Source organism: Aminobacter sp. P4_D5 (genome assembly GCF_056401815.1).
In genome coordinates, this window is record NZ_JBFUIP010000086.1 from 1 (window position 1) to 23,458 (window position 23,458).

Consider the following 23,458-nt stretch of genomic DNA (forward strand, 5'->3'; position numbering starts at 1 on the left):
GGTCAGAATAGTGCAGCAGCCGTAGCGGTCAATTCGCCAGCAACAGCAACTCGGCGGAATAGAGCGCAAGTCCCGCAAGTCCGCCGATCAACATGCCGTTGAAGCGGATATATTGCAGGTCGCGGCCGATATTGATCTCCATCAGCCGGGTCAGCTGTCCAAGGTCCCAGCGCTTGACCTGTTCGGCGATGAAACCGGACACGCCGCTTTTCTGGCTCTCGACGAAAGACGCAAGTGCCACCACGAAACCGGCATTCATGTCGGCGCGGATGCTGGGATCGCGCGCCAGATTCTGGCCGACCTCCAGGAAAAGATTGGTCAGGTGCTTTCGCGTCATCGAGTCGGCCGATGCGACGTCCTGCTCGATGAAGCCGCGCATGCTTTTCCAGACATCTTGCGCCAGTCCGCGCAGTTCGGGGCGGGCAAGGAAATTGCGCTTCAGCTGCTCGGCACGCTGGGCATAGTCGGGCGAATGGCGCAACTGGTCGATGAAGCTATGGACGAAGCGGTCGAACTCGCCGCGCAGCGGATGCTCCGGGTCGGCCCTGACCTCCTCCAGCAACGTCGCCGCCGACGAAACGATACGCTTGAGCAGATAGGCATCGGCGCGGAACAGGTTGAACACCGAGGGCAGTTCCTCCCTGATCTTTTCGCGCAGCACGGCAAGCGCCTGCTCGTCGCTCAGAAAATTGCCGATGATCTTGGTGAATTCGTCGAGCAAACGCTGATGCCGGCGATCGTCAGTGAAGGCTGACAGCAGTTCGGCCGCCAGCGGCGCGACCTCGACCTTGCCGATGCGATCGAGCATGCGGCGGGTGGCGAACTCGCGCAAGCCCGAGCCTTCGATCGCCTGCAGCATTTGCGGCACCAGCCGGCCGACAAAACGCGAAAGCCCCTCCGCCCTGCTTTTATCCGACAGCCAGTCGGCAACGAGTGCTGCAAAATCCACTTCATTGAGCTTCTGGCGAACGGGCTCGGGCGCCAGGAAATTGGTTTCGATGAAGCGCCCGAGATTTTCGGCGATGCGGGTCTGATTGGCCGGGATGATTGCCGTGTGCGGGATCGGCAGGCCAAGCGGCCGCTTGAACAGGGCAACGACCGCATACCAATCGGCAAGCCCACCAATTGTAGCCGCCTCTGCGAAAGCAGCAACGAAGCCGAGCCAAGGCCAGCGGCCCTGCAGCGATTTCGCGGTCAAGAAGATCGCAACGCAAACAACAAGTGCGGCTGTGGCAATGAATTTGGTACGCCGCAGGGCTGCGAGCTTTTCGGCGTCGCCGCTGCCAAAGGCCATGTTTACGCCTGCCGGCAAGGCTTGGCTTTGCGGTGAGGACATTGGTCGCCTTCCCTGTTCGTCACAGGGACTATATCGGCAATGCCGCAGGCTGCTTCAATTCGAAATGCGGTTTCAGGCGGCAATCGCCGGGGCAGCACGATGGCGAGCGAGCCAATCGGGATCGACCGCGCCATCAGCCTCAAGCTCGATGACGCCATTGGCTTCGCCAAATTCAAAGCTGAGCTTGGCGTCGAAGCGACGGGCAAGTGCCTTCATGGCGGCGTTGTTCGAGTGGGTTGTCACGTGAAGCCTGAGATAGCCGAGCCCCCTCGCCTGCGCGACCAGACGCCGGAAGAGCCGGCCGCCAATGCCTCTGTGCTGTATTTGGCGTTCGACACTGAAGGCGATTTCGGCTGTGGGTTCGCTCTCTTCGGCTTGCTCGTGCAGTTCAGCTGCGGCCAGAACCTTGTCGCCCTCGACATAGCCGATCACGGTCACACCTTCGCGGAAGCTGCGTTCGGCATATGATTTTAGGAATTCGTCGTCGGTCAGGCCGTTGAAGCGGTCACGCCGGCTTTGGTCGTCCAGTCTCAAGAGATGTTCGGCAAAGCGGGGCAGATCGGACGGCCTGAGCTGGCGGACTACACCCGTCRGTGGCCGTTGAGCATATATGATCTGTTCCATGTCGCAGTCCTCTTGGGTTCCTCCCCAGAGTCTTCGACTCCCGACATACGCAATATTGTGCAACGCAGCATGGAATTCAACCCGTCGACCTGCCCACATATGCAAGGCTGGCCTGCGTCATAAACATGACCACATTTATCACATATATTGACGAACGCTGTCTGGAATTGTTCTAAGGTATAGGCCATATTAGGACCACTCGCGGACTCAACGCAGAGCAAGGAAATCGCAATGCGCCTCACACGCCAGACCAACTACGCCATGCGCATCCTGATGTATTGCGCAGCAAACGATGGACGGCTGAGCCGAGTCCCTGAAATCGCCGCCGCCTACACGGTGTCGGAGCTGTTCCTGTTCAAGATCCTGCAGCCGCTTGTCGAAGCCAAGCTGGTCGAGACAGTGCGTGGCCGCAATGGAGGCGTACGCCTGGCCAAGCCCGCCGACCAGATTTCGCTGTTCGATGTGGTGCGCGTCACCGAAGAGAGCTTCGCCATGGCCGAGTGCTTCGAAACCGACGCCTCCGAATGCCCGCTGGTCGACAGCTGCGGCCTGAATTCGGCCCTGCGCGAAGCGCTGAACGCGTTTTTTGCGGTGCTGGCCCGTTATACGATCGCCGACTTGGTGGCAGCACGGCCGAATATGCGCGACCTGCTCGGCATCCATTTCCCGGAGCCGCAGGCATTGGCAGGCTGACCGCCTGCTAAGCCACGGCTGATTGTGGCAGAACGAACGGTATGTTGGCGGCCGGCAATGCGCCGACGCGCAGACGGCAACCAAACACCTTCTCGATGAGACCGTCAGTGAGCACCATTTGAGGTGAACCCGAGGCGACGAGCTTGCCGCGGTGCATGACGCAGATCTGGTCGGCAAACATGGCCGTCAGGTTGAGATCGTGCAGGATCGCTACCACCCCACCGCCACGCCGCGCAAAGTCGCGGGCGATGTTCATGATGATCAGCTGATGCTTGATGTCGAGGCTGGACACCGGCTCGTCGAGGAACAGATAGCGCGGCTGACCATCAAGCACCGGCGCCCAGACCTGGCACAACACGCGGGCAAGCTGGACACGCTGCTGCTCGCCACCCGACAGTTCCTGATAAAAGCGCCCGGCAAAACCTTCGAGGTCGACACGCGCCAGCGCCCGCTCCGGCAACCTGTCGGACTCGCCGGCCAGCACGCCCGACCTGCCGCCCGTCACGCCAAGCTTGACGATCTCGCGGACCGTGAACGGAAATGACAGCGCCGTCGACTGCGGCAACACCGCACGAATGCTTGCAGCCTCCCACGGCTTCAGCGAGGCGGCATTGCGGCCATTGAGCGAGACGTTGCCGGAATAAGGCAGTTCACCGGTCAGCGCCTTTAGGAAAGTGGTCTTGCCGGAGCCGTTTGGCCCGACAATTGCCGCAAGCTCACCGGGGCGAACGGTGAAATCGACATCGCTGACGATCCGTGTGGCGCCAATCGACACCGAGACTTGGCGTGCTTCGATCATTTTCTCAATCTCACCAGACGCCGTCAAAGATCGACGATGCCGCGCTTGCGCAACAGAATCCACAGGAAGAACGGCCCGCCAACGGCAGCCGTGACGATGCCGATCGGCAATTCGGCCGGCGCTACGATGGTGCGACTGACCGCATCCGCGAGCAGCAGCAGGCAGGCGCCCAGAAGGGCCGAGGCCGGCAGCAAGTAGCGGTTGTCAGGTCCGATCGCCAGGCGCAGCAAATGCGGCACGACAATGCCGATGAAACCAATGCCGCCGCTGACGGCTACCGACGCCCCGATTGCGGCCGACACAGCAACGATCGCCACATATTTCAGCCGTTGCACTGGAACGCCGAGGTGGCTTGCCGTCGCCTCCCCAAGCGCCAGCGCGTTGAGCCCCTTGGCCAGGAACGGCGTGGTCGCAAGCGCAAGCACGATGATCGGTCCCGCTGCGGCGATCTTCAGCCAGGTTGCGCCAGCGAGCGAGCCAAGCTGCCAGAACGTCAGGTCGCGCAACTGCCGGTCGTCGGCCATGTAGACAAGGATGCCGGTCAGAGCGATCGCCATGGCACCGAGCGCGATACCGGCCAGCAGCATGGTGGCAATCGAGGTGCGGCCCTGCCGTGTCGCGACATTGTAGAGGATGATCGTCGTGACAAGCCCGCCGCCGAAGGCAGCAAGCGGCAGCGCGTAGCTACCCAGCAGAGCCGTGAAAGGCGCGAGAAAAGTCCCGCCCAGCACGATCACCGAAACCGCGCCAAGCCCGGCACCCGCCGACACGCCGACCAGGCCGGGGTCGGCAAGCGGATTGCGGAACAGGCCCTGCATGACAGCGCCTGACACGGCGAGTGCCGCGCCCACAAGCACGCCCAGGATGATGCGCGGCAAGCGGATGTCGTAGACGATGATACTGTCACGCACCGACAGCGCTTCGTTGGCAGGCGTTGCGCCAAACAGCCAGTTGCCGATGAGCCCGAGTGCCGAGGCGTCTGAAGCGCCCCAGGTCAGGCTGAACAGCGCTGTGACGGCCAGAACCACGGCAAGCACGCCAATGGCGAGCAATGCTCGCGCGGAGCGGTCGCCATTGACATGGCGGCCACCCTTGTCTTCGCCGGTCAGGCCGGCGATCTTTTCATCCACCACGTTCCCGACCCTATTTCTTAACCGCGTCGCCATAGAGCGCAACGGCCAGATCCTTGATCGCACCGGCAGTGCGCGGGCCGAAGCCGAGCAGATAGGCGCCGTCCATGCGGATTACCTTTTTGGCCTGTCCAGCTGGCGTCGATGCGATGGCTGGGTGGGCGTACAGATCGGCATCGCCGATGGCGAGTTGCCCCTCGCGATCCATCATCAGGATGATGTCGGGTTTAGCGGTGATCGCCGCCTCGTCGGTGAGTTGCTTGTAGCCGGAGAAACCTTCGACCGCATTGACCCCGCCAGCGAGTGCTATGATGCCGTCGGCAGCCGTGCTGCTGCCCGAAGCAAGGATCTTGCCGCCCTGCAAGCTCAGGATGAACAGCACGCGCTTGCGCTCAGCCTGCGGAATATCCTTGGTCAGAGCTTCAGCGTCGCTGAGTTGCTTGTCGATCTCGGCGGCAAGCGTTTCGGCCTTTGCGTCAGCACCAAGTGCCTTGCCAACCACCAGGACTTTTTCGACGATACCCTTGTGGGTGAAACCTTCGGGCACCGAGATGAAGGGAATGCTCGCCTTCTTGAGCACGTCGAGCGCTTCCTTCGGACCACTGCCCTCAAGGGCCAGGATGCCGGACGGGTTGACCGACAAAACGCCCTCGGGCGAAAGCGCCCGCATGTAACCGACATCTGGAAGCTTGAACGCCGCTTCCGGATAGACGCTGGTCGAATCGCGGGCGACGAGCGTACCCTGCTCCCCCAACGCATAGACGATCTCGGTGATCGAGCCCCCGACCGAAGCCACGCGCGAGCGGTCGGGTAGAACCGACACGCCTTCGATGGCGAGACTTGCGATGGTTGTCGAAAGCAACAGCGACAGGCCTAGTGCGCCCGCGCGTGCGAGCCTTTGGGGTGCCGACATCATCGTTCTCCTCACGCCGCCTGCTGCTGGGATGCGCGCTGCAGGTTTTCAGCGAGGTTGCGCCAGCTCTCGCGCTCGCCTTCGCCTTCCTTCCGCTTGCCGAAGAACTGGATGATCATCTCGCCATTGGCGTCATAGGCCTCGACCGAAGTGACATGGCCATCCGTGTTCGGCTTGCGCACCGCCCACAGTTCGTGGACGTGATCGAGACGCAGGTGCAGATGGAAAGTCTCGTCGAGCACATTGATCCACGGCCCCATCGGCTTGATGTTCTTCACCGGACCGGAGTGGATCTGGATGCAGCCGTGGTTGCCAACGAAGCACATGATAGGCTGTTCGCTCTCGGCCGCCTGGTTGAACATGGCGGGCAGCGCGTCCTTGTCCAGCGTCCAGGCATAGTCGCCTCCGACCATGCGCATGGCCTGCTGTCGGCCAAGCTTGAGCGAGCGCAGGATGCCGAAGAATTGGTGCACGTCGGTCATGGTGCTCCAGCGCTGGCGCAGTTCATCGACGCTAGCCGAGCCGTCGCTGACAGGTTTTTCGGCGACCGCGGCAACAGTGGTGATCAACGGGTCCTGGTTGTCGGTGCCGAGAGCCTCGACCAGGTTCTGATAAGCGTAGAGATTGGACGACGGGCGAAGATGCACCTTGTGTACGGCGACGCCTGCGGCATCGAAGAACTGCAAGCTGCGGCGAATATCGTCGCCGTCTCGCTTTTCGACGGCAAAACCATGCGCCCAGGTGCTTGGGAAGATGCGAAGGTCGATGTTTTCGCCCAGTGCCATGGCGGCATGCTTGCCCGGCACCACCTTGTCGTAGACGCCGATCTTTTCGTGCACAGCACTTTCATTGCGGGTCAGTGCCATGACCTCGCCGACCGCCTCGAGCCCTGTCAGCAGGTCGTTGGCGCTCGGCTCGATGCGAACGACGCCCTCGCCACAATGTGCTGCCACCAGCTCCGCTTCTGAAATACCAAGCTGGCTGGCGAGATCGCGCTCGCGCATTTTCGGGTTGTCGGTCCGCGCCCACCGGATGTCATGCGGGGCGGGCTTTACGCGCTGGTCCATTGGATAACACCTACTTGTTGAGAATGAGCTTGCCCTGACGGGTAATCTTCAGGCGGTAGAGAGCGCCGCCATGATCGATGCCGATCTCGAAATCGCCGAGAAACAGCGACTCGCTGGTCAGTGTCCTGACCGCGAGCGAACCAGCGATCGGACGCGCCGCGACCTGACCTTCCGGCCTGCGGTATCCGTGCCGGAATTGGCCAGAACGGAAATGGTTCGGATTGTGTGAATTCATCTCATTTCACTCCTTCATCCGGCCGCCGCGCCGGCTCAGTCCGGTCGTGGCCATGAGGTCAAATCAATTTGTTGACTCGATCAATCATGTTTACTAGTCAGTGCAATACCGGACTGATCGAGTCAAGATTTAAGACGTGTCGGGCGGACGAAAAAATGCAAGCAAGCGCCAAGCAAGCCAGCAGGGACATTTTGGAGTTGGGATATGGGGCTGGTTGCTCGGAACAAGGCTGCTCTGCTGGGCGGAGCGGCGATAGCGTTGCTGGTGGGATTGCAAAACGCCAAAGCGCAGGAAACGCAAACGAATGAACAGGATAAGAAGGGGCGCGTAACCGTACTGCAGCGCCTGATCGTCGGTGCCGGCCAGGAAAAAGTCGCTATCGACACACCGCAGGCCGTCTCCGTGCTTGAGCAAGCGGACATAGACCAACTGCAACCTGAGATGATCGGCGACATTATTCGCGCGATACCGGGGGTTAACGTCACCGGCTCAGACAGGCTACTTGGCCAGAGCTTCAACATCCGCGGCATCGGCGCCCCCGAGAATACCGGCGACGGCGGCCGTATCATCGTCAACGTAGATGGCGTGCAGAAGTTCTATGAGCAGTACCGGCTCGGATCCTTTTTCTCCGAGCCTGAGCTGTACAAACGCGTAGAAGTGCTGCGCGGCCCGGCCTCGTCCACACTCTATGGATCGGGCGCACTCGGCGGCGTAATCAATTTTGAAACCAAGGACGCCTCCGACTTCATTGCCGATGGCCAGACCGGCGCGCTGCGCCAGAAAGTTTCCTGGAACAGCAACGGCAACGGCTATCTGACGTCGACGGTGCTGGCCCAGCGCATGGGCGAAAACGCCGAGTTCCTGCTCACCGGCAATTATCGCGCCTCCGGCGTCTACACTTCCGGCGATGGAAGCGACGTTCTCGGCACGAACTTCAAGGCTTGGTCGGGTCTCGCCAAAGGCACCTTCAAGGTCGGAGAAGAAGGCACATTGCGGGCGTCCTACCAGCAGTGGGATTCCGATCTTGACGACCAGCAACTGTCGCAAACCAGCACGGCGTCCTTCTTCGGTCTGGTCGATCGCCACGTCGTCGATCGGACGGCGATTGTGTCGTACGAGAATCCGTTCGCCGACAATGACATGGCCGACGTAAAGGTGACGGCGTCCTACTCCAACACCCACAACGAACAGCGCAACGCCGACCTACGGTCGGCATGTAGCCCAGGTTCGTTCGCGGTTGTTTGCGATTCGAACTACGGCTACGAGACTTGGCAGTTCAATGCCCAGAACACGATGGAGTGGACTGGCGACAACTGGACGAACCATCTCACATTCGGCTCGCAGACGACCTACCAGACACGCGTCGCCGAAGCCTTCTTCAACAACGGGCGGCAGTTCCCCGTCACGTTCCATCCCGAAGGCACCGATCTCAAGACCGGCGTTTTCGCGCAAAACGAATTCGTCTTCGACGACCGCCTGACGATCATACCCGGCGTGCGCCTCGACTGGCACAGGTTGACGCCTGACACGGCACTCAACGCATCGTCAACCGATGATACCGCCTTCTCGCCAAAGGTGGCCGCCCTTTACAAGTTCAACGACACGTTTTCGGTGTTCGGCTCCATCGCGCATACCGAGCGCTTCCCGACCATCGACGAAGTGTTCTCGACAGCGAGTTCGTCCTCAACCTTCCGGCCGAGCCTTGGCCTGAAGAAAGAGCAGTCGAACAATTTCGAGGCAGGTTTCGCGCTGTCCGGGTCCGATATGCTGCAGGCGGGCGACGCGGGCCAGCTCAAGGTCACGAGCTTCTACAATGACGTGAAGGACCTGATCGCGCTCAACCGGCCATTTGCTTCGGGCTTCAACAACAAACCGGGTTTCATCAACATCGAAGAGGCGGAACTCTACGGCTTCGAGGTCGAGACCGCCTACGATGCCGACTACGTTTTCGCCAACGCGTCCTATTCCTACGTAGTCGGCAAGAACAAACTGACCGATGCCTACCTGACAACGGTCGCACCACATGAACTGGCTCTGACGCTGGGCGGCAAAATGCCGGACTACGACGTAACCTTCGGCTGGACTGCGCGTGTTGTAGCTGGCCCGCAGGATGCTTCGCGCGACCGCGACACTCCCCCCGTCGCCGATCCAAACTCGACGCGTTTCTCCACAGCCTTCAACGTCCATGACATCTTCATGACCTGGAAGCCACAGGACGGCCAGCTTGCCGGTTGGGAAGCCAATATCGGCGTCGATAACTTGTTCAACCGTCAGTACAAGGAGTTCCTGATGAACGACGACGCCAAGGGCCGTACGTTCAAGATCTCCCTGTCAAAACAGCTCGGGTGGTGAGAATGCCGTTTGGCCACACCGGGCCCGCACTGATTGCGGCCGCTCTATTGGCCTCGGCGGGCGCAGCGGGGGCACAAAGCGCCCCGCCATCCCCTGCCCTGGTGCTCGAACTCAATGCGGCACAGCCCTCCGACAAGGGCTGTCGCTTCACCTTCGTGGTGACCAACAACCTCGGCGCCGAGCTTTCGAAGGCGGCGTTCGAGATTGCACTGTTCAACGAGGCAGGCGTCGTCGACCGGTTGACCGTGCTCGACTTCAAGGTACTTCCCGCCGGGAAGACCAAGGTCACCCGTTTCGATCTGCCGGGTACGGAATGCGCAAAGGTCAGCCGCGTACTGATCAACCACGCGACCGATTGCACCGGTCAGGGTGTCGAGCCGTCGGCCTGCCTGAAGTCGCTGCGTACCGTTTCCAAATCCGGCATCGCATTCGGCGTCTGAGGAACAGTTCGTGGGGATCGAGCCAGCCTTCGCCAAAATCACCCTAGCCTGGCCGTTGGCCGGCTTTGGTGCTTGGCCGGTCGAGCCCGACGATCCCAAATTCGCGACCCCGCGCGAAGCGCTGATGATGATCGGCGCTCGCGATACCGCCGACAGGGCCTATATCGCCGATGTCAGCCCGCTCTTGTCGGTTCGCGCAAGCGAGCCGCTGGCGCCCAAAGCGATCATGTCCAAGGCCCGCAAGCGCAAATGGCTGGCTGCCGTCATGGCCTCGTGCGCGCTGCATGCGGCAGTCGCCATGATCTTCGTCACGCCCGCAAACGACGAACAAGTGCTGATCGAAGGAAGTGCTGACGCCGGCATCACGCTGCTTGGCAACGCGCCGGAGGATCAGTCGGCGGCAGGCGAGATATCCGAGCTCGACCCTGTCAACGTGACGATGATCACCATGCTGGACGCGAAGCCGGTGGAGATGATCGAAGCACGGACCGTCACGGAGCCGGAAACCATCGAAGCCGTAGATACCGCCGCCGTCGAAACGCCGACGGCGGAAACCATCCAGCCTGTTGCAGAACAGCCGGTCCAGCCGGCCGTGACCAACCCGCTTCCCGAAATCCTTGCCGTCGATAGGCTGGAGCCGGTTGAAGACGACAACATCGTCCAGAAGCCGGCCGAGTTCGCCCACGCCGAACCCGTGGAAATCGAAAAGCCTGCGCCTTCGGCTGAACCTGAGAAAATTGTCGCGGAAGTCGAGCCAACACCCGAACCGGTGAAAAAGCCGGTCGAAAAACCGCTCAAGAAGGCGGAGACAAAACCTCTGAAGAAGCCGAAACAAAAGGCAGAACAGCCCAAGAAGGCAGACAAGGCCCCGGCGAAAAAAAGAGAAAATGCAGCCAAAGCAGGCTCCGCCGGCAACGGTCAGGCGGACGCCAGGAAGGGCGAGGCTGATGGCGCTGCCAACGGAACAGCCACAGCCGCCGGCAAGAATGGCAGTAGCGCCACTGCAGGCAATGCTTCGGCATCGAATTATCCGGGCAAGGTTGTTTCCAAGTTGCGCCGCGCGCTGCGCTCGATCTCGCGTTCGGCCCGGGCCAAGGCACAAAACGACGTTCACGTGAGCTTTGTCGTCAACGCGTCCGGCGGCGTCGGTAGCGTACGTATCGTCCAGGGTTCGGGCTCCGCCGATCTCGACAGCGCAGCGCTCGAAACCGTGCGCCGCGCCGCCCCGTTCCCACCCATTCCGCCAGAATCTGGCCGCTCAAGCTGGCAGTTCACACTGCCGCTCGGCGTTGCCCGCTGACTGGCCCGAATACCATATGAGAGGCGCTCTCGAATGCTGGGACTGAATGCGCTTGACCAACTGGCCAACAAGCATGGCGACGGCTTGAGGCCGGAACTGCGAGAATGGCTTGGTCGGACAGCCGTGATGGCATCGAGCGACAAAATTATCGAATTCGCGCGTTTTCGCCGCGATGGAATTGTCCAAGCGGGTCCGAACCCGCCAGGATCGTTTCATGTTTTGACGGAAACATACCCGGCGGTTGCGAAGTAGCTTACGCGCGCTGAACGATGGTGGCCCTTGTCGAAGATGGCATCGTGGTGAGTTGCGGTGCGATCTGGACTTTCATCCAGAGCGAAGGCTGAGCTTCAAAACCGTGTTGCCGGCCAAGCTTGCAGGCCTGCCTCGGCGGCCTGAAGGCTATGGGCCGACTAGTTGCCCTTGGTCAGAATGTCTTCGGCAAGCGAAATCGCCGTGCGCCGGTCGGATTCGTCGGCAAGCGCAAAGGCCTCTTCCTGCATGCCCCTGATCCAGGGCTGGTCGGAAGGTGTCGCGCGTTCAAGCGCTGCGGTCATCATGGCGAGACCGCRCACCACCTTGCCGCTCTCAAACAACAGATTGCCGAGCGTGGCCTGAGCGCCGGCATGGCCTTTTTCCGCGGCAAGCTGCAGCCAGCGGCCGGCCTGCTTGACGGAAGCCTTCACGCCGCCGTCACCCTTGAGGAACATCTTGCCCATCTCGTACTGGGCGTTGGGATTGCGGTAGTTGGCAGCGGCGCGCATGTAATATTCCTGCGCGGCGACCGGATTGGCCGACACCGGGCTGCCGGGAATGCCTTCCTTCATGTAACCGCCCAGCGCCACAAGCGCGTCGGAGACGTAACTCTCTTCGGGCGAGCCGGGCTCGACATCCTGTTCGGCGATCTCGGTGAAGAACTTGAAGGCTTCGTAATCGTTCTGAGCCACGCCGTCGCCTTCGGCATACATGCGTGCGAGCTTCCAGGTGGCGCCGATCTGACCGTTTTCTGCGGCATAACGATAGGCCTCGACAGCCTGGTCCTTGTGGCCGCTCTTGTAGGCGGAGAAACCGAACTGGAACACCGCCCAAGGGCTCGACTGTGGCTTCACCCCTGTCTTGTCGTCGAAGACCTTGTCGTCGAACGCCAGCGCTTCGCCAGCAGCACCCAGAAGACTGGCCGCGACAAGCGCCGAAAAGGCTGATGCTCTTACCAACTCAGATATGCGCATAGCAGTGTGTTTCTTTCGCCCGCGCGCCGTCACGGCTTGACCGCGCGGTTCGGACATAATTCCACGTCGCGCCTAACCGACCGCCGGTTGAGCACTGTTTCAACTCTTTCACCCTCTCCGCCAACTCGGGCTCGGGCTGCGCCATGCCGATTCCTTTGGCCGGGCGCTTCATGTCCTGAGCATCGATATGGTCACGATGCTCGCTGTTTTCGACCAAAGTACGGCCAATTTCGCGCAAGCAATTGTGATCGAGTGAAGTCATCGTCTGTCGAGCCAGCCCGCTGGCGATGTCAAGATTGCTTCCGTACCCAGCCCGAAAGCTCGTCGGCAGATAAGAACAGGCAGGCGCATGCGCCAGCGCCGCCGTCTTAGGGTAGCTGGGCAGCTTGGCCTTGTGGATTGCCTTGGCGTTCATTCCTGTTCCTGCCGCACCATCGCGGGCCTACTTCATGTTCCACCCGCCATCCGGGTACTGGTCAAAAGACCTATCCGGGGTGCGCCGGGTTTATGGCGGGAAATGGGCAATTGTCCCGCTTCGTTCCATAGCTGAAAGCTTGCTGGAAAAGTGTTGCTGAATCGTCACAACTGTTGCGGACTTGCCGCGCCATGGTTTCCGAAATGGAAACGGGCACCGGGCAACAAAAAGCCGGGCACGTGGCCCGGCTAAATTGTCCTGCTCCCCATAGTTTCTACAGGGAGCGAGGGATCATGGCGTTTTGGTCAGAACTTGATCTTCACGGACGCCGCGCCCGCATAGACAGGATCGCTGTCAAACTCATAGATGACCGCATTAGCAAGGTCGCCGACGCCATTATAGGCTGACGTTCCGCTGGTCATGATGCCGATCGACCCACCCAGTCGGAATTCGATATTCTGGGTTGCAGCCACGGATACGCCGGCACCAAAGTTCCAGGTGTCCGACTGGTAGCCCGAGATGGTGGACGTGCCACGATCCCACGTGATCTGGGCAGCACCACTGATCATGTCGTTGAACTTATGGCCGACACCGCCGGCGACGGTCCAGCCATCACGATAGAGCGGATCGAATGACACCTTCGAATCTGGCTCGCCGGGCCTAGCACCCGTTGCAGGGCTGCGAACGCCCTGGATGGGAATGACGCCAAGCTTGCTCCATTCCTGCCAGCGGATGGAGCCGAACGCCAGCCAGTCCGGCGCGATGCCAGTCTGGAACTTCAGTTCAAGCGCCTGTGGGATCTCAGCAGAGGCAGAAACCGGGAAGACACCGGTTGATCCAGGAAATGCGTTAGCGGGCAAACCACGACCACTAAATCCGGTCGTGTCGACAGTGCCCGAAAGGCCATCGTAATTATATTTCGAATAATACATCAGGCTCGCCCGCAAGGCGATCTCAGGCATTTCGTAGGCGGCGCCGATGCGCCAGCCCCATGTTGAATCAGAAAGTTTGAAGGTTCCCACGCCGGTATTGCCCAAATTACCGGCTGGGAGTGGACCTCGACCGTCGGGCCTCAAACCGAGAAGCGTCTGGCGCGACAAAAACGCGTCAACATCCTGATAGGATACGCCACCAATGAAGCGGAACGATCCTTTTCCTACGTTCATCTTGTACGAACAAGTCAGGCCGAAGTCGTTGGTATCAATCGAAAATTTCACGGCTGTCGGGGAATAGGCATTGTTGAGCCCGTAGTCGGCGTCAGCACCATATGGCTTTGTGTATGAAGCCAGGCAGTCAACAGGCTCAACAACGTTGAACTTGAGGCCGACGCGCGGCACGGCATAGTCGCCTTCGACCTTGACCTCTGATGACTTCAGACCTGAGGGGTCGAGGCGGCGAACGTTCTTCAACGTGCGCTGAGGCGACACATAGGTCACGCCGGCTTCAAACGAATAAGGTGCTGCATCAAACAACTGGTCAATATTGACACCGCCGCGATCAAAACCGCCGGCCTGCGCCGCACTTGCCGCAACGATTGTCAGCGCCGTTGCCCCCAGCAGCGCTTTGAAACGCAAAAAATTCATTAGGTCCTCTCCCGAATGCTCGTGAGCCGAATTGAACGATTTCATTGTCTTCACGCAACATTGATTTTTCACAAACGCCCGCGCCGAATTCGCCTCTCGACGTGATCGCCGCAGACCTTCCGCTTACGCAAACGTCAATTTTGGTGATTTCGCTGTTTTCGCGAACAGAGTTTCCAGGAATACCCATGGATCAATGCGCGGAAACAGGCATTTTCCCGCCATTTCAGTCCTTTGTTACATTATGGCAACAATCAGGCGAAAAATGGATACATCAGCTTCAGCTTACGCAGCGGCATGTATACAGCGAGAAAAAAGAAGTTCCTGCCGCAGCGTCAAGCCACGACAGGGGTTGAACTTCGAATCGTCAGCCGGCGTCCCTGACGCGGGAAAGCGCGGTATCGAGCTTTTCCTGCATCTGGCGATAGTCCTCGAGTTTTTCACGCTCGGCCGCGACGATCTCTTCGGGGGCAGAGGCAACGAACTTTTCGTTCGACAGCTTCTTGTGCAGTCGCGCGATCTCTTCGGTTGTCTTGGCGAGCTCCTTTTGCAGGCGCGCGGCTTCCGCACTGAGATCAATCAGCCTGCCGAGCGGCAGGCATGCGGTTGCTTCGCCGGCAACGATCTGCGCCGCCCCCTTGGGCGCTACCGCCTCGTGCGTGATCCCGCCGACACGCGCCAGCCGGGCGATTGCCGACTGATGACGCTTGAGGCGCGCAAGCGTCTCATCATTGGCGCCGACAAAGACCAGCGGCGCAATAGCCGCCGGCGGCACGTTCATCTCCGAGCGCACCGAGCGAATGCCGCTGACCAGATCGACCAGCCAGTTGATCTCGGCGGCGGCCGCAGTGTCCTCGAAATCAGGCGCCGGCCAGGCTGCATGGCAGAGYAGCGACGCCCGCTCCTTGCCTTCGCCCGCCGTATGCGCCCATAGCTCCTCGGTCATGAACGGCATCATCGGGTGCAGCAGCTTGTAGACCTCGTCGAGCACGAAGGCCGCAACCGCCTGGCTTTCGGCCTTGGCGGCTTCGTCTTCGCCCATGAAGATCGGCTTCAGCAGTTCTAGGTACCAATCGCAGAAAGTATTCCAGACAAAGCGATAGGCCGAACCCGCCGCTTCGTTGAAGCGATAGGAGGTGATCGCAGCAGTCACTTCGCGCGTCGCGCGGGTGAGTTCGGTCAGGATCCAGCGGTTGACCGTCAGCTTGGCGTCGTTGAGCCAGAACTCGTCATTGCGCGCAACGCCGTTCATCTCGGCAAAGCGCGTGGCGTTCCACAGCTTGGTGCCGAAGTTGCGGTAGCCGGCGATGCGGGCCGGGTCGAGTTTTACGTCGCGCCCCTGCGCCGCCATGATGGCCAGCGTAAAGCGCAGCGCATCCGCACCGTACTCGTCGACCAATTCGATCGGATCGATGACGTTGCCCTTCGACTTCGACATCTTCTGGCCGCTCTTGTCGCGAACCAACGCATGGACATAGACCGTGTGGAACGGCTCTTCCTCCATGAAGTGCAGGCCCATCATCATCATCCGGGCGACCCAGAAGAAGATGATGTCGAAGCCGGTCACCAAAACGTCCGTCTGGTAGTAAGTGTCGAGTTCCGGCGTCTTGTCAGGCCAGCCGAGCGTCGAGAACGGCCACAGTGCTGACGAAAACCAGGTGTCGAGCACGTCTTCGTCGCGGGTCAGGATCTTGCCGGGCTCGAAATTCTCAAGCTGCTCCTCGACCCAGGCCTTCCACGGTCCGGCAAGTGCGAGATAGTGCTGGATCGCCGCGTCGAGCGCTTCTTCTTCGGTGCGCTCGACAAAGACGTGGCCGTCCGGGCCATACCATGCCGGGATCTGATGTCCCCACCAAAGCTGGCGCGACACGCACCAGGGCTGGATGTTCTCCATCCAGTCGAAATAGGTCTTTTCCCAGTTCTTGGGCACGAAATTGGTGCGGCCCTCGCGCACGCTACGGATTGCCGGCTTGGCCATCTCGGCGGCGTTGACATACCACTGGTCGGTCAGGAACGGCTCGATCGGCACACCGCCACGGTCGCCATGTGGCACCATGTGCTTGTGCGGCTCGATCTTGTCGAGGAAACCGCCCTCCTCCATCATCTGGACGACCAGCTTGCGTGCCGCGAATCGGTCGAGGCCATGCAGCTGCGCCCACACGCCGTCGCGCATCTCGCTGCGCTCGACACCTTCGAGAAACTCCTCGTTGTCGACGATGTTGATGTTGGCTTCGACGGTCAGGATGTTGATCGCTGCGAGATTGTGTCGCTTGCCGACCTCGAAATCGTTGAAATCGTGTGCCGGCGTGATCTTGACCGCGCCTGACCCTTTTTCGGGATCGGAATACTCGTCGGCAACGATCGGAATCTTGCGGCCGACGATCGGCAGGACGACGTTCTTGCCGACCAGCGACGCATAGCGCTCGTCATCGGGATGGACCGCGACAGCCGTATCGCCGAGCATCGTCTCCGGCCGCGTCGTCGCCACCGTGATGTAGGTGCTCGGGTTTTCCGGGTCGTAGACTTCGCCTTCGACCGGATAACGGAAGTGCCAGAGATTGCCGTTGACCTCGTGCTGCTCGACCTCGAGGTCGGAGATCGCGGTCAAGAGCTTTGGGTCCCAGTTCACAAGGCGCTTGTCCTTGTAGATCAACCCTTGCTTGTGCAGCGTCACGAACACCTCGATGACAGCCTTGGACAGGCCCTCGTCCATGGTAAAGCGTTCGCGCGACCAGTCGCAGGAAGCACCCAGTCGCTTGAGCTGGTTGAAGATCATGCCACCCGATTCGTCCTTCCATTCCCAGACGCGCTCGACGAATTGCTCGCGCGTCAGGTCACGGCGATGGATCTGCTTTTCCATCAGCTTGCGCTCGACCACCATCTGGGTGGCGATGCCTGCGTGATCCATGCCCGGCTGCCACAACACGTTCTTGCCGCGCATGCGCTCGAAGCGGACAAGAATATCCTGCAGCGTGTTGTTGAGCGCGTGGCCCATATGCAGCGAGCCGGTGACGTTGGGCGGCGGGATCACGATAGTGAACGGTTCCGCGCCTTCGGCAGCCCCCGCGCCGGCCTTGAAGGCGTCGGCGTCTTCCCAGGTCTTGGCAATCTTGGGTTCGACGGTCTTTGCGTCGTAGGTCTTCTTAAGCATCGGAATTGGTTCCGTTTGGTCCGGATTTTACTGGTCCGGTGTAAATCGGATGGGTGGGATCGAGTCAACTGTCGGGGCCGCAAGGTGACGCGAACAGCGCGTGCAGCTTCATTGTTGCCGAACCCGATGGCAACCTCATGGCAGGCGCCGAACGAACGAATTATTGCGGCCCGCAGGCAGCCAAAGCGCTTGGCGATGGCAAAGGCACTTCACCTTCGACATGCACTGTTCAACGCAAACCATTGACCAGGAATCGCAATTTCCGCGCGATGAAAGCCTATGTCAGAGGCGCCTTAGACTGTCAGGCGCCGCGTGCCACGCGCTCGATCTCTTCACGCACCAGCCGCTCGACTAGCGTCGGCAGGTTGTTGTCGAGCCAATCCTGCAGCATCGGCCGCATCATCTCGGCAGCAATGTCGTCGAACGACTTTCGGCTGCGCGCCGCATACGCATCGTTGAGCTCGCCAAAGGCTGCCGACACCTGACGGCCTGCCTGCTCGGAGATGATCACCGGCTTGGCCGAAAGCAACTCGTCGGCAGTTGCCGGCTCTGCGGGTACCGCAACGACCGGTGCCTCTACCTTTTCCGGTTCGCGTGGCGGGCCGGCCAGGCGTTCCATTTGCTCGACGGCCAAGGTGGATTTGGGCGTCCAGCTTGCTGCGGTCGCGCGCACTGCTGCCAGTGCTTCGACCGCCGGCACGGGCGTCTTTGTAACCAAAGGCGTCTTCGCCTCAATCGACGGCCAAAGTGCCGAGCTCGCTTCGTCGCCACGCACCGTATCGAGTTTACCAGGAGTTGGAGCGATTTCGACAAGCTTCACGTCGGCCGGCACGGCCTTGGTCGCCTGTAGTTCAGCTCTGAATGCCTCGACTTCGATGACATTGCGCTCGCTACGGTCGTCTTCCGGCTCAGGGCGCATCTGCTCGAAGTCAACTGCCGGACGGCGTCCAGTATCGTTGTCTTCGATGATCCTGCGGATGGAAGCGAGAATCTCTTCCATCGAGGGTTCGCGCTGAGCGCTGCTAGCCTGGGCCATCGTCACATCCGCCGCCTTCGTGACAGGTTACAAAACCCGCCCGTCGAAACGGGCTTCGAATCAGAGCCCAAGCGTAGCCTACTGATTCCTCTTCGAGAATCCCCAATCGGACAGGCCCGGCGATTTCAACAGATTACCAAGCTGCGCTGTGATCTGCTCTTGGCCGGCAAATGAAAACGGGCGCCGCTCCATCGGAGCAGGCGCCCGCCTGAAATTCAGCAATCGCTATGACGGTCAGCGGCCGTCCGGCGTGCGCAGACCGTACCACTTGTCCTTTACGGCGTTGTAATGCTCTTTCGGCTCGTATTTTGTGACCTGGAGCCCGAGCCGCTCGGTCGACAGATGGCCCGTAGCCGATAGAATGGCATAACTTGCCACCACCGTGTCGCGCTCAGACGTTGCGAGGTTGATCTGGGCGGTAATGACGTCGGCCTGCGCGTTCAGCACGTCGAGCGTCGTACGCTGACCCACATTGCGCTCCTCAATGACGCCATTAAGTGCAAGTTGCTGCGCCGCCACAAGCGCCCGATTGGCCGTCACGCTCTCAAGGGCCGCGACGTATTGCGTCCAGGCAGCCGTCACTGCCGCCCGAACCTGGTCACGACTGACATCAACCTCGATCCGGGCCTGGCCAAGCGTTTCCTTTTGCTGGCGTACGGTCGCGGCAACACGACCACCCTGATATATCGGCACGGTCAAAGTGGCACCGATGGTAGCCGAGGCGGCATTGCCATCAGCCAAGGAGCCCGGCGACGTATTGCGATAGGCCTGCGAAACGCCTGCGGAAGCAGACACCTGCGGCAACAATTGGCCTTCCGCCGATTTCACGGAGAATCCTGCCGCGTCGACAAGGTATTCCGTCGCAAGTATCGCCGGATGCTGTTCCGCTGCGATAGCGATCGCCCCATTGAGGCTTTTAGGCAAAAGCTTCGCGACAGGCGATGCCGCCTTCAGATTTTTCGGATCGTCTCCGACGATCTGGCGATAGACAGCCGCGCTGGACTCGGCTTGGGCGCGCGCTGCAGCCAGCGACGCGACCGCAGCGGAGCGCGACGCATCCGCCTGAGCCACGTCGGTACGCGTCCCCTCACCCACGTCGAAACGCGAGCGCGCCGCACGCACCTGTTCAGTCAGGAACTGCAGATTGCGCTCCGTCAGCACCGCCACCTGACGATCGCGAATGACGTCCATATAGGATGTTGCGGCATTGAACAGCGTTGTCTGCTCGGTGTTGCGAAGCGACTCGAACGAGGCCCGCACACGCGACTCTGCGGCAGCGACATTGTTCTTGGTCTGGAATCCGTCGAACAGCGTCTGATTGATCTGAACGCCGAAAGACCCGACGGACAGATTGGTGGTCAAACCCGACAGACGCGTTGTCGTATAGTCAATGCCTGCCGTCGCAGCCACGGTCGGGCGCCAGCCGGACTTGGCGATGGCCACGTTTTCATCGGTGACGCGCACGCCGGCGCGGGCCGAATTGAGCGATGAATTGTTCTGGTACGCCTTTGACAGAGCGCCGAGGATCGTCTCCGCGGAGGCCGACAAGGGCGATAGCGCCGTGGCGGAGACCAAGGCTACTGCAAACAGGCTTTTACGGAAAAACGGCAACACGCGTCCCTCATTCATTCTGCGGCGGACTACCTGAAGGCAGCCTGGAATGCCCCTCGCCGGATCCGACCTAAAGCGTCAATTCCAGACCAAATCAGTCCGGAATCAGACGCACTCGTGCGGCCCTTAGATCATCACGACACTCGATGCGCCGCAAGAAAAAGGAGATCAGAACTCAAATTCGCGTGTTCGATTGAAGCCCGGTAGTGGCTTAACTGCCGCATTAAAGGCTTTGCGGGCCGTTACTGTAGCGGCGTTCTTGAGATAAACTGCGGCAACACCGGCATTACCCCGCCCCTCGACGGCGACCAGCCGGCCGCCCTCCTTGAGCTGGGCAAGCAACGCCTCAGGTACCTGCTCGACGCTGCCGCCGACGAAAATGACATCGTATGGCGCCTGGGACGGATATCCGGCAGGCAGCGCCCCGGAGACGACAACAACATTGTCATAACCGAGCGAAGACAGTGTTTCGGTGGCACGTGCGGCAAGCGTCGTGTCGCTTTCGAGAGCGATCACCGAGCTTGCGAGGCGCGACAACACCGCGGAAGAATAGCCTGTGCCGCAACCAACATCGAGCACGAAGTCGCTGGATTTGATCTCGGCCAGCTGCGCCAGCTTGGCGAAAGGCGACGGCTCCATCAGATAACGCGGCTGATCGGCATCGGCCGTCACGGCGTAGCGCAGATCCTCGTCGATATAGGCAAGCTCGCGCTGGCCGTTGTCGACGAATGCCTCGCGCGGCACCGAGAGCATGGCGGAAAGAATGGCGGCGTCGGTCACGTCGGTGGTGCGGACCTGGCCGTCCACCATCTTCACRCGACGTTCGGAAAAATCAGCGTTCATGTTCAACCGGGCCCGCCTTCAGCGCGTGACGCGCGAAATTTAACTGCACCCGAATGGGTCCTCGGCGGCGGTTGCCGAGGAAGCTGGAGGCCTCGCCCGGAATCGAACCGGGGTGCAAGGATTTGCAGTCCTCTGCGTAACCACTCCGCCACGAGGCCTCGCCGCTTCGGGCGTCTACACGGCTCCAATAGGTTGCCAGGATTCCGACGTCAAGCGGGGAAGATTCTTTCCCGCTGGTTTTGAATAAGGGAACCTTGCAGGAATCGCGGGCGCCGGGGCTGTCGCAAATCCCTGGGCTCACCCGCAGGCCCTACCCCGAAGCAAATTAAGCGGCTGCAGCGCTCTTTATGCTGGCCCTTGATGTGTCCTTCGAGCGAATCCCAAGTCGTCCCTGCGATTCCTGTCTGCACAGAGCGCTTAGTTCGCCGGGCGCTTGCGCCTTTCCCACCAGACGATCAGCTTGCGGCGCACACGACGCACGACATGGAATTCGTGCGAAAGAATCAACAGGCCCAGCGGAATCATCCAGAACCCGAGCACCGGCAGGAAGCCGAGCAGGCCCAGGAAGCAAAGCCCAACCCCAAGCCCGATCCGCACACCGCGCGAGCGCGGCATGGCGAATTCGCGGCCGAAGACCGAAATCTTCCGCCTCGGGGGCTGCTGAGGTCCTTGTCTGATCATTATCCCTGCCGCTGATCCGTCTGCGCCCGAATGCCGCGCCAATCCGGCGAAAGCCTTTGCGAAGCCGTCATATGAGCGCGGTTGGCGGCGATTACCAGAAAGGTCGTGGGGAAAAACTTCGAAAAAGAACGATTACGGCTTTGCAAATCACAAATGCCTTTGCTATAGCCCGCCTCGTTCACATGAGCCCTGTTCCCCGGTAGCTCAGTGGTAGAGCAACCGGCTGTTAACCGGTTGGTCGCTGGTTCGAATCCGGCCCGGGGAGCCACTTCGCTCGTGTAAGTGCTTGTTTCTGCTAGATAAGCTTCAAATCGAAACAAGCCTTCCCCACTTTCCCTCCCCGCTTTTGACTTAAGCATTTAGCCGTTCCGTCACGCACGGAAAGCTTTCGACCATTTCGCCGTTCGGCCCATAGAACACAGCTCGAATCAAAGGCTGGCCAGCCCTAACCTCCTGGTCCGTCAGTCCCCGGACCACCGTAAAAGAGTGGCCCCGGAAGGGACCACTCAGCTAGGCATTATTTAATCTGCTGCTACGACTTGGCGACCGCCTCTATCGCGCTCGTCAGCGTGGCAGCGGGATTCGCTTTGCAATAGTCAGCGATCTTCTCGGCATTGGCATGCGCCTTGTCACCGTCGACCATGGCATTTCCGGCTTTGCCGTGGACATAGCCGTTCACCCACATGGCGACGCCAATAGTCTTCGCGGCCGGCATGGCACCGACCTCCTTGCAAGTGAGCTTCGACATGTCCACTTCCGCCGCCATTACTTGGCCTGCCAAAATGATAGTTGAAGCGGCGAGTGCGATCGGAAAACAGAGTTTCATGGTCACGTTCTCCTTCTAGAAGCCCCCACCTTGCAAGAAGCGCTGGTGCCCTGTTGGAAATATGACAATCACGCCAAATTTACCGCGACGGCTTTGTGGCCAGCTTGGTCAGAGTCGGTGGAGCTCCTGGCGCGATTCGAACGCGCATCATCCAATTACGACTCACGGGCTAGAAATCCCGCGCCGATACAGGGGCAATCTAGTCAGGCGGCGAGCAATGCGCTTTCGACCATGATCCTCGGTTCCGTCTGCCCGTCGAAGTGAACCACCACGACCCCTGGCCCGGGCTGCCCGTTGGTTCGCGTCGTCACCAGCCGATCGATGACAACACCCGACCACGCGCTGTCGGTCCGGTGGACGATGCGCTGGCCAATGGGTAGCGATTCGTTAAGCATGATGCGGGCTCCTTGTTGATCTATATCGATCATTACGGCAACATTCGATCATAGTGAACGAAGTGTCAAGCGGAGTTATCCACCGTGAGCGAAATTAATCATAGCGTTGGAAAACAGATCGCTGCGGCCCGGGCGCTTCTGGGGCTCGGCCAGGTTGAACTAGCCAAGATGGCCAACATCTCCGCACCGACGCTCCGCCGGATGGAAGCGGGGAGCGAGGATGTAAAGCCCATGACCAACAACATCCGCGCTGTCATTTCGGTGTTGCACGGAATGGGGATCACCTTTCTCGGTGACGGCGATAGATCCGTGGGTTTGGGTGTCTCTTTGAGTACAGAGGCGAACCGCACATAGAAAGACTGGTTTCACAACAGGGGGCGGAAGATGCCACGGCCTTATGTATCACGAGCCGCCATTTGGCTCGCTCTTAGAGGGCGCCCGCCGACGAAAACGTCTCTCTTTGATGACGATCCACCGACCGCGAGCTACTTTTACATTTACCTCCGAGAGGAGAGCGGGCAGCGCCGTTTTATCGTTCAAGAGATGGACAAGGGCGGCGTAGGTGGGCTCTGGTTTGAGACCGAAAGGCAGGATGGAGAGGCAAGGGCTCTACTCAACTCACAACTGGCAAAGCTTCGCCCAACTTTTCGCTATCATTTTCGAGGCTACACATATCAGTACGAGAGTCCCCTTCGCCTCATCACCGCCCTGGCAACTTTGCATCCACAGCGGCATGTTATCCGCGACAAATATTTACAGAGTAAATTTAACAAAATTCCTCTGGTACGCGCAGACAGAATGACAG

25 protein-coding genes and 2 tRNA genes are annotated in these 23,458 nt (G+C 60.2%); 9 read left to right on the plus strand and 18 right to left on the minus strand.

Going from position 1 to position 23,458, the window contains the following annotated elements:
* Nucleotides 1–28 precede the first annotated feature (28 nt).
* Together AC1DWF_RS18615 and AC1DWF_RS18620 are read right to left on the minus strand one after the other, a co-directional pair.
* Nucleotides 29–1,294, minus strand: a complete 1,266-nt coding sequence (locus AC1DWF_RS18615) for a DUF445 domain-containing protein (RefSeq protein WP_476787653.1) — start codon at nucleotides 1,292–1,294, stop codon at nucleotides 29–31.
* Nucleotides 1,295–1,408: 114 nt separating this feature from the next.
* Complete coding sequence (locus AC1DWF_RS18620) at nucleotides 1,409–1,960, minus strand: N-acetyltransferase family protein (RefSeq protein WP_476841919.1); 552 nt, start codon at nucleotides 1,958–1,960, stop codon at nucleotides 1,409–1,411.
* Between the two features lie 231 nt (nucleotides 1,961–2,191).
* Between AC1DWF_RS18620 and rirA the strand changes: the two genes are divergently transcribed.
* The gene (gene rirA / locus AC1DWF_RS18625; RefSeq protein WP_476787422.1) at nucleotides 2,192–2,653 is read left to right on the plus strand and encodes an iron-responsive transcriptional regulator RirA; all 462 of its coding nucleotides are present in this window, start codon (nucleotides 2,192–2,194) and stop codon (nucleotides 2,651–2,653) included.
* Between the two features lie 7 nt (nucleotides 2,654–2,660).
* On the opposite strand, the gene AC1DWF_RS18630 is transcribed toward rirA, so the two are convergent.
* From AC1DWF_RS18630 to hemP, 5 genes are read right to left on the minus strand one after another with little or no spacing between them, the layout of a single operon-like run.
* Nucleotides 2,661–3,452 carry a heme ABC transporter ATP-binding protein gene (locus AC1DWF_RS18630; RefSeq protein ID WP_476787637.1) on the minus strand — a complete coding sequence of 264 codons (792 nt, stop codon included), beginning with the start codon at nucleotides 3,450–3,452 and terminating at the stop codon, nucleotides 2,661–2,663.
* Nucleotides 3,453–3,475: 23 nt separating this feature from the next.
* Nucleotides 3,476–4,585, minus strand: coding sequence for a FecCD family ABC transporter permease (locus AC1DWF_RS18635; protein ID WP_476804278.1), 1,110 nt, complete (start codon nucleotides 4,583–4,585; stop codon nucleotides 3,476–3,478).
* 10 nt (nucleotides 4,586–4,595) lie between these two features.
* Nucleotides 4,596–5,498, minus strand: coding sequence for a heme/hemin ABC transporter substrate-binding protein (locus tag AC1DWF_RS18640; RefSeq protein WP_476785645.1), 903 nt, complete (start codon nucleotides 5,496–5,498; stop codon nucleotides 4,596–4,598).
* Between the two features lie 8 nt (nucleotides 5,499–5,506).
* Nucleotides 5,507–6,562 (minus strand): hemin-degrading factor, encoded by a 1,056-nt coding sequence (locus tag AC1DWF_RS18645; protein ID WP_476785646.1) that lies wholly within the window; start codon nucleotides 6,560–6,562, stop codon nucleotides 5,507–5,509.
* Between the two features lie 10 nt (nucleotides 6,563–6,572).
* Complete coding sequence (gene hemP, locus AC1DWF_RS18650; protein ID WP_067966393.1) at nucleotides 6,573–6,797, minus strand: hemin uptake protein HemP; 225 nt, start codon at nucleotides 6,795–6,797, stop codon at nucleotides 6,573–6,575.
* Nucleotides 6,798–7,001: 204 nt separating this feature from the next.
* On the opposite strand from hemP, the gene AC1DWF_RS18655 reads away from it, so the two are divergent.
* From AC1DWF_RS18655 to AC1DWF_RS18670, 4 genes are read left to right on the plus strand one after another with little or no spacing between them, the layout of a single operon-like run.
* The gene (locus tag AC1DWF_RS18655) at nucleotides 7,002–9,149 is read left to right on the plus strand and encodes a TonB-dependent receptor domain-containing protein (protein ID WP_476804279.1); all 2,148 of its coding nucleotides are present in this window, start codon (nucleotides 7,002–7,004) and stop codon (nucleotides 9,147–9,149) included.
* Between the two features lie 2 nt (nucleotides 9,150–9,151).
* Nucleotides 9,152–9,589, plus strand: a complete 438-nt coding sequence (locus AC1DWF_RS18660; RefSeq protein WP_476787068.1) for a hypothetical protein — start codon at nucleotides 9,152–9,154, stop codon at nucleotides 9,587–9,589.
* Between the two features lie 10 nt (nucleotides 9,590–9,599).
* Nucleotides 9,600–10,889 (plus strand): TonB family protein, encoded by a 1,290-nt coding sequence (locus AC1DWF_RS18665; protein ID WP_476804280.1) that lies wholly within the window; start codon nucleotides 9,600–9,602, stop codon nucleotides 10,887–10,889.
* A gap of 33 nt (nucleotides 10,890–10,922) precedes the next feature.
* Nucleotides 10,923–11,141, plus strand: a complete 219-nt coding sequence (locus AC1DWF_RS18670; RefSeq protein ID WP_476787017.1) for a hypothetical protein — start codon at nucleotides 10,923–10,925, stop codon at nucleotides 11,139–11,141.
* A 158-nt stretch (nucleotides 11,142–11,299) separates the two neighbouring features.
* Here the strand turns inward: AC1DWF_RS18670 and AC1DWF_RS18675 are convergent, their stop codons facing one another.
* The 3 genes from AC1DWF_RS18675 to AC1DWF_RS18685 all read right to left on the minus strand — a co-directional run bounded on the left by AC1DWF_RS18675 (nucleotide 11,300) and on the right by AC1DWF_RS18685 (nucleotide 14,158).
* The gene (locus AC1DWF_RS18675; protein WP_476841920.1) at nucleotides 11,300–12,115 is read right to left on the minus strand and encodes a tetratricopeptide repeat protein; all 816 of its coding nucleotides are present in this window, start codon (nucleotides 12,113–12,115) and stop codon (nucleotides 11,300–11,302) included.
* Entirely contained in the window at nucleotides 12,102–12,530 is a 429-nt protein-coding gene (locus tag AC1DWF_RS18680) for a hypothetical protein (RefSeq protein WP_476787641.1), read from the minus strand. The genes AC1DWF_RS18675 and AC1DWF_RS18680 overlap by 14 nt, the downstream gene beginning before the upstream one ends.
* Nucleotides 12,531–12,835: 305 nt before the next feature.
* Complete coding sequence (locus AC1DWF_RS18685) at nucleotides 12,836–14,158, minus strand: OmpP1/FadL family transporter (protein ID WP_476787642.1); 1,323 nt, start codon at nucleotides 14,156–14,158, stop codon at nucleotides 12,836–12,838.
* On the opposite strand from AC1DWF_RS18685, the gene AC1DWF_RS18690 reads away from it, so the two are divergent.
* Nucleotides 14,158–14,466, plus strand: a complete 309-nt coding sequence (locus tag AC1DWF_RS18690) for a hypothetical protein (protein ID WP_476841921.1) — start codon at nucleotides 14,158–14,160, stop codon at nucleotides 14,464–14,466. The genes AC1DWF_RS18685 and AC1DWF_RS18690 overlap by 1 nt on opposite strands.
* Before the next feature lie 11 nt (nucleotides 14,467–14,477).
* Here AC1DWF_RS18690 and AC1DWF_RS18695 read toward each other — a convergent pair whose 3' ends face one another.
* From AC1DWF_RS18695 to AC1DWF_RS18720, 6 genes are all read right to left on the minus strand, one after another.
* The gene (locus AC1DWF_RS18695; protein ID WP_476787643.1) at nucleotides 14,478–17,261 is read right to left on the minus strand and encodes a valine--tRNA ligase; all 2,784 of its coding nucleotides are present in this window, start codon (nucleotides 17,259–17,261) and stop codon (nucleotides 14,478–14,480) included.
* Nucleotides 17,262–17,562: 301 nt separating this feature from the next.
* On the minus strand, nucleotides 17,563–18,297 hold the full coding sequence (locus AC1DWF_RS18700; protein ID WP_476787644.1) for a PopZ family protein: 735 nt from the start codon (nucleotides 18,295–18,297) through the stop codon (nucleotides 17,563–17,565).
* A 234-nt stretch (nucleotides 18,298–18,531) separates the two neighbouring features.
* Nucleotides 18,532–19,908 (minus strand): TolC family outer membrane protein, encoded by a 1,377-nt coding sequence (locus AC1DWF_RS18705; protein WP_476787654.1) that lies wholly within the window; start codon nucleotides 19,906–19,908, stop codon nucleotides 18,532–18,534.
* Between the two features lie 168 nt (nucleotides 19,909–20,076).
* Nucleotides 20,077–20,751 carry a protein-L-isoaspartate O-methyltransferase family protein gene (locus AC1DWF_RS18710; RefSeq protein WP_476787655.1) on the minus strand — a complete coding sequence of 225 codons (675 nt, stop codon included), beginning with the start codon at nucleotides 20,749–20,751 and terminating at the stop codon, nucleotides 20,077–20,079.
* 84 nt (nucleotides 20,752–20,835) lie between these two features.
* Nucleotides 20,836–20,909 (minus strand) — tRNA-Cys (locus AC1DWF_RS18715).
* Between the two features lie 259 nt (nucleotides 20,910–21,168).
* Complete coding sequence (locus AC1DWF_RS18720; RefSeq protein ID WP_476786861.1) at nucleotides 21,169–21,432, minus strand: hypothetical protein; 264 nt, start codon at nucleotides 21,430–21,432, stop codon at nucleotides 21,169–21,171.
* Nucleotides 21,433–21,625: 193 nt separating this feature from the next.
* Here AC1DWF_RS18720 and AC1DWF_RS18725 point away from each other — a divergent pair.
* A tRNA-Asn gene (locus AC1DWF_RS18725) sits at nucleotides 21,626–21,700 on the plus strand.
* A 264-nt stretch (nucleotides 21,701–21,964) separates the two neighbouring features.
* Here AC1DWF_RS18725 and AC1DWF_RS18730 read toward each other — a convergent pair.
* The gene (locus AC1DWF_RS18730) at nucleotides 21,965–22,258 is read right to left on the minus strand and encodes an HdeA/HdeB family chaperone (protein ID WP_476787656.1); all 294 of its coding nucleotides are present in this window, start codon (nucleotides 22,256–22,258) and stop codon (nucleotides 21,965–21,967) included.
* Between the two features lie 203 nt (nucleotides 22,259–22,461).
* Complete coding sequence (locus AC1DWF_RS18735) at nucleotides 22,462–22,653, minus strand: hypothetical protein (RefSeq protein ID WP_476786860.1); 192 nt, start codon at nucleotides 22,651–22,653, stop codon at nucleotides 22,462–22,464.
* 84 nt (nucleotides 22,654–22,737) lie between these two features.
* Between AC1DWF_RS18735 and AC1DWF_RS18740 the strand changes: the two genes are divergently transcribed.
* Nucleotides 22,738–23,007, plus strand: coding sequence for a helix-turn-helix domain-containing protein (locus AC1DWF_RS18740; RefSeq protein WP_476787645.1), 270 nt, complete (start codon nucleotides 22,738–22,740; stop codon nucleotides 23,005–23,007).
* Nucleotides 23,008–23,037: 30 nt separating this feature from the next.
* A partial coding sequence (locus AC1DWF_RS18745; RefSeq protein ID WP_476841922.1) for a hypothetical protein occupies nucleotides 23,038–23,458 on the plus strand: 421 nt, incomplete at its 3' end.